This window comes from Janthinobacterium sp. SUN176 (assembly GCF_030587335.1).
Lineage (GTDB): Bacteria > Pseudomonadota > Gammaproteobacteria > Burkholderiales > Burkholderiaceae_D > Janthinobacterium > Janthinobacterium kumbetense.
Genome location: NZ_JAPWIA010000007.1, coordinates 130,181 through 142,733, shown reverse-complemented (window position 1 = coordinate 142,733; position 12,553 = coordinate 130,181). Strand labels below are relative to the sequence as shown.

The 12,553-nt window shown below is 66.7% G+C and carries 8 protein-coding genes; all 8 read right to left on the bottom strand.

What is annotated here, in order from left to right; genetic code table 11:
- Position 1 precedes the first annotated feature (1 nt).
- Positions 2-856: an enoyl-CoA hydratase family protein gene (locus O3299_RS27230; RefSeq protein WP_305063626.1), complete on the bottom strand. Its 855-nt coding sequence runs from the start codon at positions 854-856 to the stop codon at positions 2-4.
- Positions 857-858: 2 nt separating this feature from the next.
- Positions 859-1,371 (bottom strand): MarR family winged helix-turn-helix transcriptional regulator, encoded by a 513-nt coding sequence (locus tag O3299_RS27225; protein ID WP_305063625.1) that lies wholly within the window; start codon positions 1,369-1,371, stop codon positions 859-861.
- A gap of 13 nt (positions 1,372-1,384) precedes the next feature.
- Positions 1,385-2,173 (bottom strand): SDR family NAD(P)-dependent oxidoreductase, encoded by a 789-nt coding sequence (locus O3299_RS27220; RefSeq protein ID WP_305063624.1) that lies wholly within the window; start codon positions 2,171-2,173, stop codon positions 1,385-1,387.
- Position 2,174: 1 nt separating this feature from the next.
- Positions 2,175-4,568 carry a bifunctional salicylyl-CoA 5-hydroxylase/oxidoreductase gene (locus O3299_RS27215; RefSeq protein ID WP_305063623.1) on the bottom strand — a complete coding sequence of 798 codons (2,394 nt, stop codon included), beginning with the start codon at positions 4,566-4,568 and terminating at the stop codon, positions 2,175-2,177.
- Entirely contained in the window at positions 4,565-6,184 is a 1,620-nt protein-coding gene (locus tag O3299_RS27210) for an AMP-binding protein (RefSeq protein ID WP_305063622.1), read from the bottom strand. The genes O3299_RS27215 and O3299_RS27210 overlap by 4 nt, the downstream gene beginning before the upstream one ends.
- 93 nt (positions 6,185-6,277) lie before the next feature.
- Entirely contained in the window at positions 6,278-6,988 is a 711-nt protein-coding gene (locus O3299_RS27205; protein ID WP_077400918.1) for a response regulator, read from the bottom strand.
- An 86-nt stretch (positions 6,989-7,074) separates the two neighbouring features.
- On the bottom strand, positions 7,075-11,253 hold the full coding sequence (locus O3299_RS27200) for a two-component regulator propeller domain-containing protein (RefSeq protein ID WP_305063621.1): 4,179 nt from the start codon (positions 11,251-11,253) through the stop codon (positions 7,075-7,077).
- A 105-nt stretch (positions 11,254-11,358) separates the two neighbouring features.
- Positions 11,359-12,528 carry a patatin-like phospholipase family protein gene (locus O3299_RS27195; RefSeq protein ID WP_034751717.1) on the bottom strand — a complete coding sequence of 390 codons (1,170 nt, stop codon included), beginning with the start codon at positions 12,526-12,528 and terminating at the stop codon, positions 11,359-11,361.
- Positions 12,529-12,553 lie beyond the last annotated feature (25 nt).

Sequence of the window (12,553 nt, the reverse complement as noted above, 5' to 3'; positions counted from 1 at the left end):
GTCAGTCGCCCTCGAATTGCGGTTTTTCTTTCGCCACGAAGGCGTGATAGGCGCGGTGGAAATCGTTGGTGGCCATGCAGATGGCCTGCGCCTGGGCTTCCGCCTCGATGGCTTCATCGACGCCCATGTTCCACTCCTGCTGCAGCATTTTTTTCGTCATGCCGTGCGCGAAGGTGGGGCCGCTGGCCAGGCCGGCGGCGAACAGCTGCGCCGCCTCGGCCAATTCTTCCGGCTCGACCAGGCGGTTGAACCAGCCCCAGCGCTCGGCCTCGCTTCCAGGCAGGGAGCGCCCCGTGTACAGCAATTCGGCGGCGCGGCCCTGACCGATCACGCGCGGCAGCAAGGCGCAGGCACCCATGTCGCAGCCGGCCAGGCCCACGCGGGTAAACAAAAAGGCCGTCTTGCTGCGCGCCGTGCCGATGCGGATATCGGAGGCCAGCGCCAGCATGGCGCCAGCGCCCGCACAAATGCCGTCGATGGCGGCGACGATGGGTTGCGGACAGGCGCGCATGGCTTTCACCACGTCGCCCGTCATGCGGGTAAACGCCAGCAGGCCGGGCATGTCGAGCTGCGTCAGGGGGCCGATGATGTCGTGCACGTCGCCGCCCGAACAGAAATTGTCGCCGCTGCCCGTGATGACCACGGCCTTGACATCGTCCGCATGCGCCAGCGCGCGGAACAGCTCGCGCAGTTCCGCATACGAGTCAAAAGTGAGCGGATTCTTGCGCTCGGGCCGGTGCAAGGTCAATGTGGCGACGCCGCCTGCGACGGAAAACAGGAAATGCCGCGCGGCGTAGCCGGCCAGGCTGGCGCGGTTGCCTGGCAGGTCTTGCGGCTGGCCGGGTAGATGGCGCATGCTCAGTCCTTTAGGGGGGTGTTATTCAACTGCTGCTTCATGTGCGACAGCAGGTCGATCAATCGGGTTTTGTCGTCCGGTGTCACGCCGTGCAGCAGTTCGGCGATCCAGCCTTCGTGCACGCGCGCCATTTCGTCGAACGCGCGCCGGCCCGCCGGCGTCAGCTTGACGCTGTAAGAGCGGCGGTCCTTGGGATCGACCACGCGCGCCACCAGTTTTTCCTGCTCCAGCTGGTCGGTGATTCCCGTGATATTGCCGCCCGTAACCATCATGCGTTTGGACAGTTCGCCCATGCGTAAACCTTCGGGAAAGCGTTCCAGCTGCGCCATCAAGTCGAAGCGGGGCAAGGTGATGCCGAAGGTGGCGCGCAGCCGCGTGCGCACCTCGTTTTCGATCTTGACCGTGCACGAGAGCATGCGCAGCCACAGCTTGAGCGACTGGTGGTGGTCCTGCGTCAACCGGCTGGCCAGATCCAGCACGGGCTCGTCCTGCACATTCTCGGGTTCTTTATCCATGATCTTCATTCCGTTACATGACTTCGCCGCCGGCGACGGCGATCGATTGTCCATTCATGGCTGCCGACGCGGGCAGGCATAGCCACGCCACCGCATCGGCCACTTCGCGCGGCTGCACCAGCCGCTGCTGCGGATTGCTGGCCGCCAGTTCCGCGCGCGCCGCATCTTCGCCGCACCCCGTCTTGCGCACGATATTCTGCACGGCCTGGGCCACCATGTCCGTTTCCGTGTAGCCGGGGCAGACGGCGTTGACGGTGACGCCGCGCGGCGCCACTTCCAGCGCAAGCGCGCGCGTCAGGCCGATCACGCCATGCTTGGCGGCGACATAGGCGCTGACGTAGCGATAGCCTTTCAAGCCCGCCGTCGACGCCACGTTGACGATGCGCCCCCAGCCCGCTTCCAGCATGGCCGGCATGGCCGCCTGGCAGCAGTGGAACACGCCCGTCAGGTTCACGGCCAGCATCTGCTGCCAGATGGCGGTATCCGTCTTGCCGAAAGGCGCCGCATGCGCCTGGCCCGCGTTATTGATCAAGATATCGATGCGGCCGAAATGCGCGGCGGCCTGCGCGAAACCCGCCTGCACGGACGCTTCCACGGCCACATCGAGCACGCAGATGGCCACCCTGCCCGCATGACCCTCTTCTTCCAGCTGCATGCGCGCGCGCGCCAGCCGCGCGCCGTCGCGCCCGGCCAGGGTGACGCGGGCGCCCGCATCGAGCAAGGCGCGCGCGCAAGCGAGTCCGATGCCGCTGCCGGCGCCCGTCACCAGCGCGTGCCTGTCGATTATCGCTTGCGTCTTCATGTCATCCTTCCAGCAGCCGCGCGGCCACCTGTTGCGGGGTGAGACCCGTATTGGCGGCCGCCAGCTGGCGCTCGCGCTGCAGATTGCGTTCCAGCTGCTGCTGGCCCGGCCGGTACTGTTTCGGCCAGGCAGCTCCGGCGCCAGCGCCGCTGTAGCCGATGCGCGCCGTCTCCGTCAGGGTCCAGGCCGGGTTGGCCAGGTGCGGCCGGCCCACGGCGCACAGGTCGGCGCGCCCGGCGGCGATGATGCTGTTGGCGTGGTCGGCTTCAAAAATCGAGCCGACGGCCATGCTGGCGATGCCCGCCTCGTTGCGCACGCGGTCGGCGAACGGCGCCTGGAACATGCGCCCGTAGACTGGCTGTTCGAGCTTGCTGACCTGACCCGAGGAGCAGTCGATCAGGTCGGCGCCCGCCTGCTTGAACAGGCGCGCGATGACGACGGCGTCGTCGGGCGTGATGCCGCCTTCGACCCAGTCGTGGGCCGAGATGCGCACGCTCATGGGCTTATCCTGCGGCCAGGCGGCCCGCATGGCACGGAATACGCGCAGCGGATAGCGGCAGCGGTTTTCCAGGCTGCCGCCATATTCGTCCGTGCGGCGGTTGGTCAGCGGCGAGATAAAACTCGACAGCAGATAGCCGTGCGCGCAATGCAGCTCCAGCCAGTCGAAACCGGCGACGGCCGCCGCCAGGGTGGCGCGCACGAAATCCTGCTCGATGCGCGCCAGGTCGCTTTCCGTGGCCGCGCGCGCCACCTGCGACACGCCGGCCAGGTATTGCTGCTCCGAGGCCGAGATCAGCGGCCAGTTACCCTCTTTCAAGGGCAGGTCGATGCCATCCCACATGGGCCGTGTCGAGCCTTTCGCCCCCGCGTGGCCCAGCTGCAGGGCGATCTTCGCATCGCTGTTGGCATGCACGACATCGACGATGCGGCGCCAGGCCTGCGTGTGCGCTTCGCTGTACATGCCCGGGCAGGCGGGCGTGATGCGCGCATCGGCCGACACGCACGTCATCTCGGCAAATACCAACCCCGCGCCGCCCATGGCGCGCGCGCCCAGGTGCATCAGATGGTAGTCGCCCGCCACGCCGTCGACGGCGCTGTACTGCGCCATCGGCGAGACGGCGATGCGGTTTTTCAGCAGCACGCTGCGCAAGCGGAAGGGCGTGAGCATGGGCGGCAAGGCCTCGTCCAGCATCGCCACGCCGGCCTGCTCGCCCGCGCGCCGCGCCAGCCATCGCTCGTAATCGGCCACGTAGGCAGGGTCGCGCAGGCGCAGGTTTTCATGCGAGATGCGCTGGCTGCGCGTGAGCATGGAATAGGCGAACTGTGGCGCTTCCATGGCGCTGTAGCGCTCGACGTTTTCAAACCATTCCATGGAATTGCGCGCCGCGCTCTGGATCTTGAGCACCTCGATGGTGCGCAGCTGCTGGTAGGCGGTCAGCGCAGCATCCGTACCGGCAGCGGCGTCGGCATGCTGGCCGAAACAGCGCGCCAGTTCGATCGCGTCTTCCAGCGCCAGCTTGGTGCCCGAGCCGATGGAGTAATGCGCCGTGTGGGCCGCGTCGCCCATCAGCACGACGGGCACGCCATCCTGGCGGTGCACCCATTGGCGGCAGACGATGCGGGGGAAGGTGATCCACTGGGCCGAGCCGCGCAGGTGCGGCGAATTGCTCAGCAAGCCGTGGCCATCGAGTTCCTCGGCGAACAGGGCTTCGCAAAAGGCGATGCCCTCTTCCTGGCTCATGGCATCGAGGCCCGCCGCGCGCCACACATGTTCGGGCGTTTCGACGATGAAGGTCGAGGTCTCGCCGTCATACTGGTAGATATGCGCCTGGAACCAGCCGTGCGGCGTCTGGCGGAAGGCAAACGTGAAGGCCTCGAATTTCTTGCGCGTGCCCAGCCAGACGAAGCGGCAATGGCGCTGGTCGATCTCGGGCTGGTAGCTGGCCGCATAGCGGGTGCGGATGCGGCTGTTCAAGCCGTCGCTGGCGATCACCAGGTCGGCGCCGTACTGGCGCGCGATGGCCTGGTCGTCCTGCACTTCCGTCTCGAACACCAGCTGCACGCCAAGTTCCTCGCAGCGCGCCTGCAGGATGTTGAGCAGGCGCTTGCGGCCGATGCCGCAAAAGCCATGGCCGCCGGAGCGCACGGTCTCGCCCTTGAAGTGGATCTCGATATCGTCCCAGTGGTTGAACGCCTGCAGGATGGCGCGCGCCGTCGGCTCGTCCGCGTTGGCCAGGTTGCCCAGGGTCTGGTCGGAAAACACGACGCCCCAGCCAAACGTGTCGTAGGGGCGGTTGCGTTCGATGACGGTGATGCGGTGCGCGGGGTTCTGCTTTTTCATGAGCAGGCTGAAATACAGGCCGGCGGGGCCGCCGCCGATGCAGACAATATTCATGGAGTGTCCGTACGAAGTTTGAAGCGCTGCAGCTTGCCAGTTTCCGTGCGCGGCAGGGAAGGCAGGAAATGGATGGCGCGCGGGTATTTATACGGGGCGATCTGCTGGCGCACGAAGTCCTGCAGTTCGGCTACCAGCGCATCGCTGGCCTGGCAGCCCTCCTTGAGCACCACGTGCGCCTCGACGATCTGGCCACGCTCGGCGTCGGCGCGCCCGACCACGCCGCATTCGGCCACGGCCGGGTGGCGCAGCAGCGCCTCTTCCACTTCCGGGCCGGCGATGTTGTAGCCGGCCGAAACGATCATGTCGTCGCTGCGCGAGCGGTAATAGAAATAGCCGTCGGCATCCATCTCGAAGGTGTCGCCCGTCAGGTTCCAGCCATTTTGCACATACTCGCGCTGGCGCGGGTCGGACAGGTAGCGGCAACCGGTGGGGCCTTTCACGGCCAGGCGGCCCGTCACGCCGGGCGGCTGCGGCACCCCTGCGTCATCGACGATGCATGCCTGGTAGCCGGGAATGGCCTTGCCGATGGCGCCGCGGCGGATGCCCTCGCCCGTAGCGGAAATGAAGATGTGCAGCATCTCGGTGGCGCCGATGCCGTCCGTCATGGCCAGGCCCGTCGCCGCCCGCCAGGCGTCGCGCGTGGCCAGCGGCAGCGCTTCGCCGGCCGAGACGGACAGGCGCAGGCTGCGCAGGTCGTGGCTGGCCGCCAGGAGCGCCATCTGGCGGTAAAAGGTGGGCGCCGTGAAGCAGATGGTGGCACCGTACGCCTCGATGGCGCGCAGCAGGCCGTCGGGCGTGAGTTTTTCCAGCAGTACGGTGGCCGCGCCAAAGCGCAGGGGGAACAGCAGCAAGCCGCCGAGGCCAAAGGTGAACGCCAGCGGCGGCGTGCCGATGAAGATGTCGTCGGCGCGCACCTGCAGCATGGAGCGGGGAAAGCAGTCGCAGATGGCCAGCAGGTCGCGGTGCATGTGCATGGTGCCTTTGGGGACGCCCGTCGTGCCCGAGGTAAAGCTGATCAGGCAAACGTCGTCGGCCGCCGTGTCGCATGCGGCAAATGGCGCATCGTGGGCCGCCATGCGCTGCTCCAGTTCCGTGTCGTCGGCGCCAAAGCACAGCATGGCGGGCAAGCCGGGCACGCCATCGAGTTCCCCGCGCAAGCCCTGCGCGCACAGCACGGCGTTCACTTCCGCCTTGGCCAGGATGGCGGACAGTTCGCGCGCGCGCAGCAGCGGCATGGTGGGCACGGCGATGCAGCCGGCTTTCAGCACGGCCAGCAGGCAGGCGGCCATCATGGGCGTATTCGCGCCGCGCAGCAGCACGCGGTTGCCGGGGATCAGGCGCAGGTCGCTGCGCAGCGCGTGGGCGATGCGGTCGACCTGCCGCGCCAGCTGTGCATAGGTCCAGCGCTGGCCGTCGGCAAGGATGGCGATGCGCCCGCCGCCGCCATTGGCCACGGCGGCATCGAGCAGCGCGGCGACGCAATTGAGGCGCGCCGGATACTGCAGTTCGGGCAAGTCCAGGCACAGCTGCGGCCAGAGTGCGCGCGGCGGCAAATGCGTGCGCGCAAAGTCGTCCTGGGGAGATGCGGTGGTAGGCGAAGGGTCGCTGCTCATGCTCATCCTGGCTGGTAGCGGGCGCGTGCACAAGGCCCGGAAGCAGATACTTTAAACCTAAAGTATTTTCCCGGCAAGCAAAAAACAGCAGATTCAGTCGATCCCGTCCTGTTGCCGCAGCAGGCGCGCCTGCTGCGCCACGCTGCGCGCCAGCGCGGCCAGCGCCGTCTGCATCTGGTCGCCATCGAGCACCGAGGCCTGCAGCAGGGCCATCATCCCGGCTTCCGCGCCATGTAACCCCAGGGTGCGGCAACCGAGGTGCAGCCGTTCGAGCTGCTGGCGCGCCTGGGCCGGTTCGCCGCGCGCCAGCAAGGCGTCGACCTGTTCGCTGGCGGCGACTATCTGTCCCTGAAAGCCCGTCAGATACGCCAGCAGGCGTTCGCTGTCGATGCCCAGCCGCTGCAAGGTGTCGCGCGGCGCCTCGGCCGGCAAGGCCGAGACGTCGAAGCAGGCATCGATATGCTGGCGCACCTGCTCCGGCTGGAAAGGCTTGACGATGTAGCCGGCGGCGCCGGCCTGCACGGCGTCGCGCACCGTGTCCTGGTCATTGGCCGACGACACGAGCACCAGCGGCATGGCATCAAGCGCGCTGTCGGAGCGGATTTTCTGCAGCAGCTCCATGCCGGACAGGCGCGGCATGCGCAAGTCGCAGAAGCACAGCGACGGGCGCAAGCCGCCTTCGAGCTGTTCCCACGCCGCCGCGCCATCTTCGGCTTCCACGATATCGTGCACGCCACAGCTGTCGATCAGATGCATCAATACCATGCGCGACACGACATCATCGTCAACCACCAGTACTTTCATTGCTTTCTCCATTGGCGGCAGCGTCTCGGTGCCTGGCCGTATTCTACCCAGTTTCGCCGCGCGCTCCATGGCCGGCATTGCCTATTTTACATTTCCTTGCCCGAAACGGCTATTTGCGCCAACAGTGCGCGCAATTGCGGCAAATGCAGGGCCACCTGCGTCCAGCGCCCGCCGTCCGCCGCTTCTTCCATTTCCGTGCACAGCATGTGCAGCTGCGTTTCATCGAGGTAGGCGGCGCTGCCCTTCAAACCGTGCAGCAGGCGCCCGGCGTTGTCCTTGTCCTGCGCCGCCAGGGCGTCGTCGAGTTCACGCAAACGCCCTTCCAGGTCGGCGACGAAGGCGACGCGGATGCGCCGTTGCAGTTCGCCGCTGCGAATGGACTGGGAAGGCGCCGCGACGGGAAGTGCCGGCGCGATGCCGAACAGGGCGTCGAGTTCGGCCTGTCCCCGCGCCGTGCCGCGCGGCGCGTTCGACGGCATGCGCGGCAACATGAAACCGCGCTGCAGCTGGCGCTCGATGGCGCGCGCCAGCAAGCCATGCAGCACCGCCTCGTCGACGGGTTTGCTGAGGAAATCATCCATGCCGACGCCAAGATAGCGGCTGCGGTCTTCTTCGCTGGCGTTCGCCGTCAGGGCCACGATCATCAATTCCTGGTCGCGCACGGGCTGGTCCGGCCAGCCGCCCACACGGATCAGGCGCGTCGCCGTGGCGCCGTCCATCTCCGGCATGCGCCCGTCCATCAGGATCAGGTCATAGCGCGTATGCACGCAAGCCGCCACCGCCAGCACGCCGTTGGCAACCACGTCGACCCGGTGCCCCAGCTCTTCGAGCATGACGCGGATGATGATCTGGTTGGTGGGGAAGTCTTCCGCGCACAGCACGCGCAACTGGTGGCTGTGCGGCGCCAGCGCCACCTGCGGCACCAGCGGCGGCGCCACGCCATCGGCCAGCGGCAAGGTGAAGGCAAAGGTACTGCCCTGCCCCGGCGTGCTGGCCACCTCGATCTGGCCATCCATCAGTTCGACCAGCTGGCGGCAGATCGCCAGGCCCAGTCCCGTGCCGCCGTAGCGCCGCGTGGTGCTGGCGTCGGCCTGCTCGAATTTCTGGAACAGCCGCGCCATGGCCTCGGCATCGATGCCGATGCCGCTGTCGCTGACGGTAAAGCGGATCAGGTTGACCTTGCGTCCGCCGCTGCCGCTGGCCACGCCGGCCCGTTCGACGCTCAGGCTGACGCCGCCGCGCTGGGTGAACTTGAAGGCATTGCCGACCAGGTTGACCAGCACCTGGCGCAAGCGGGTCGGGTCGCCCACCACGAAGGGCGGCAGGTCGGGCGCGAAATCGATGGCGAAACCGATGCTGCGCGCGGCAGCCTGCTCCTCGAACAGGGTGACGACCGTCTCGATCGCCGCGCCGAGCGCGAAGTCGATGTTTTCGATACTCAGCTTGCCCGCCTCGATCTTGGAAAAATCGAGCAAGTCATTGATGATCACCAGCAGCGACTGGGCGTTGGCCTGGCCGCGCAGGATCTGCTCGCGCGTGGCGTCGTGCAGCTGCTCGTCGCGCAGGGCAAAGCCCAGCATGCCGATCACGCCGGCCAGCGGCGTGCGCATCTCGTGGCTCATGTTGGCCAGGAATTCCGACTTCTGGCGCGTCGCGTCCTCGGCCTTGCGCTTGGCCTGGCGCAGGCTTTCTTCGTTTTTCGTCAGGCTGCTGTTGACTTGCGCCAGCTTTTCCGACTGGGCCAGCACTTCGATTTCCTTGCTCTGCAACTCCGCCGTGCGTTCGCTGACCTGCTTTTCCAGTTCATTCTGCTGATGCCGCAGCGCGCGCACGCGCTGGCGGTACGCGCCATATATGGCGCCCAGCAGCAGCGCCGCCATCAGGGTGCGGAACCACCAGGTTTTCCAGAACGGCGGCAGGATCGTGATGGCCAGGGTAGCGCCGCTCTCGTTCCACACGCCGTCCTTGTTGGCCGCCTTGACGCGAAACACGTAGTTGCCGGCATCGAGGTTGGTGTAGGTGGCAAAGCGCCGCCCCGCATCCGTCATGACCCAGTCCTGGTCGAAGCCTTCGAGCCGGTAGGCGAACATGTTGCGCTGGGGCGCGGCGAAATGCAGGGCCGCGAATTCCAGCGAAAAGACGCTTTCGCGGCTGGTCAGCACCAGGTTGCGCGTGTGGTCGATCGCCGCATTGAGCACGTGCGCGAACTCACCGCGGCCGATGGCCACCGGCTTGTTGAATATCTGCAGCTCCGTGATGGCCACCAGCGGCGGCACGCGGTTGTCGTGGATATCCTGCGGCACAAACGCCGTCATGCCGTTGAAGCCGCCGAAATACATGGTGCCATCGGCCGCGCGCAGGGCCGCGCCATCGAAATACGAGCCTTCCACGGTGCCATCGGCGCTGTCGTAATTGCGGAACAGGCCGCTGCGCATGTCGAGCCGCGTGATGCCGCTGTTCGTGCTCAGCCACAGCTGCTCGTTGTCGTCGCCGAGAATGCTGGCGACGGCGTCGTCGGCCATGCCATCCTTGCGCACGAAGCGGCGGAAGCGGATCTCGCCCTTGGCGTCGACGTCCATACGGTTCAAGCCATTGGCCGTGCCCACCCACAGCACGCCGCGCTTGTCCTCGTGCAGGAAATGCACCTCGTCATGGCTCAGGCTATGCGGGTTTTGCGGATCGTGGCGGAAATGGCGGAAGTGGCCGCTGGCGCGGTCCAGCAAGTCCAGGCCGTGGAAGGAACCTATCCACAAGCGCCCCTTGCCGTCTTCCAGCACGGGCCGCACCATGTTGTCGGACAGGCTGTTCGAGTTGGCCGGGTCGTGGCGGTAGGTGGTAAAGCGGCGGCTGACGGGGTCGAAGCGGTGCACGCCGCCCCGCGTCGAGACCCACAGCATGCCGCTGCGGTCGCTCACGATATTGCGGATCGTGTCGCTGTTCGGGTCGCCGGCGGCAAAGCGCATGGTAAAAAAACGCCCGAGGGCCGGATCGAAGCGGTGCAAACCCGTCGAGCCGCCCACCCACAGCACGCCGTCCGGCGCCTTGTACAGGGTCGTGACCTGCTCGTCGCGCGACATGCCGGGCGAGCTGCGCAAGTCGAACAGCCGCGAGCTGCCGTCGCGCGTGTCGTACAGTTTCAGGCCGCCCTTGGTGGCCAGCCACAGCTTGCCATCGCCCGCATCGGCCACGGCGCGCACTTTCTTGTCCGCCAGCGCGCCCACGTCGCCGGGCGCGCGCGCCATGCGCGAAAAGCCGCCACTGCCCAGGTCGACCCGGCTCACGCCGCTGTACCAGGAGCCGACCCAGAAGGTGCCCGCGCGGTCGCGGTACAGCGACGACAGCTGGTTGTCGGCGACGCTGAATTTGTCGCCCGTCTGATGCCGGTATTGCAGGAAGGTGCCGCTGCCGGGCAGCCAGCGGAACAGGCCATCGGCATTGCTGCCCAGCCAGACGGTGGCGTCGACATCCTGGTACAGGCTGGCGACGCGGATGGCGGAAAAGCCATGCTTCTCGCCGAAGCGCACGCGCGCCTGCGGCGGCTGGCCGGCGCCGCCCAGGCGCCAGCGCTCGGCGCCGGCCATGGTGCCAATCCACAGGTTCTGCTGGCGGTCGATCAGCAGCGACTGGATCACGTTGTATTTCGAGCCAGGCTCCGTGTCGACGGCAAAATGCTCGAAGCGCTCGCTGCCCGGCGCCAGCATGTCCAGGCCCGTTACCGTGCCGATCCACAGGCGCTGTTGCGCGTCCAGCGCCAGCGCCTTGATTTCATTGTCGCCCAGGCTGTGCGGATTGCCCTCTTCATGGTGCCAGGTGCGGAAGGTGCCCGTGGCCGGGTCGAAATGCTGCAAGCCGTCCGAGGTGGCGATCCAGAAGCCGCGCGCGCCATCGTCGAGGATGGCGTGGATATGCCGGTTGCCGTTGCCGCGCTTGCTCTTTTCGGCCGGAACGTAATGGATGAAGGTCTGGCTGGCGGCGTCGAAGCGGTCCAGCCCATTGTCGGTGCCGATCCACAGCTGGCCCTGGCTATCGACATGCAGCTCGCCCACCCAATTGTCGGCCAGGCTGGTCTTGTCGCCCTCGATATTCTTGTAGACGACCATGCGGTAGCCATCGTAGCGGCTCAGGCCAGACTGGCTGCCGAACCACATATAGCCCTGCCGGTCCTGGGCGATGGCCAGCACCGATTCCTGCGCCAGACCCTGGTCGACGCTGAGCTGGTCGAAACGCAGGGTGGGCGCAGGCGCCGCCGCGGCCGGGACGCCCATCAGCAGAATTAACAGTAAAGCAACATCGCAAACACGTCGAAATACCAGCACAATCGTCCTGTCAAAAAAAACGCGAAAAACCCGCACACCGCTCCAGGGGCCGTCTCAGGAACCAAAGAACGCCAGGACATCATCCTTGCGGGCTTGCGTATCGCGCTGTCCAAGACGGATCAGCTCGTTAGTATACGTCGATTCGAACAATAAATACGATGCCAGCGCCGCGCCGCGCGCTTCGGCCGCGCCGATACCCGACAACATGGTGCGGATGGGGCGGGGCAAACTGCCGATATGCCGGCTGGCGATGGCGTCGAGCCGCTCGGACGGCGCGATGACCAGCAATTCCACGGGCCGCAAGGCCGTCTTGCCCAGCAATTCGGGCGGCAGCATCGACAGGGTCAGGTTGATGCGGTTCAGACGCTCGATGTCGACGGCCAGCCCATCGAGGAAGATCGACGACAGCGCGTGGCCGGCAATCTGCGCCAGGCTCGGGTAGCGTGCCGCTTCGGACGCGGCGGGCGCCGGTTCCGTCATCCGTCCCGCCCCCACCACCAGCACCTTGTTCGCGCCCAGGTGGATCGCCGGCGAGATCGGCGCCAGCTGGCGCATGGAACCGTCGCCGCAGTATTCGCGCTGGCCGCCCACGTACAGGGGCACGGCGGGAAAGATGAAGGGGATGGCGGCCGAGGCGAGCAAGTGCTCCACGCCGATCTGGTCCGGCAGGGCCAGGCGCTGCGTGCGCACCCAGGGCGCGATATCCTCGGCCGTCTGGTAAAACGTCATGTGGCGGCTGCCCGAGTACGACGACGCCGTCACGGCCAGCGCATGCAGCAGGCCGTCGGCCAGGGCCGCGTCCAGGCGCGGCAGGTCGAGCATGCGGTGCAGCAGGCTGACCAGCGGCGTGTTGTCGAGCAGGGAACTGGGCGGCGATGCGTGCCACTGGCGCAGCAGCCAGCCGAACGACAGCAGCGACAGCCAGCGCGCGCCCGAGCGGATCACGCCCAGCGAATCGGCCCGGTAGACTTGCTCGACTTCGATGTGCTGCCACACGTCTAGCAGCTTTTGCACGCCTTCGCCGAAGTTATCGGCACGGCAGGCCAGCGCCGTGGCGTTGATGGCGCCGGCCGAGGTGCCGCAGATGATGTCGAACGGATTGCGCGCCGGCGCCCAGCCCGCTTCCCACAAAATCGCCGAAATCGCCTGCAGCACGCCCACCTGATAGGCGGCACGGGCGCCTCCTCCCGTGAGTATCAAGCCTGTTTTATTTTGCATTCCCATGCCGGCAGATTAGCAGGGTCTTGAT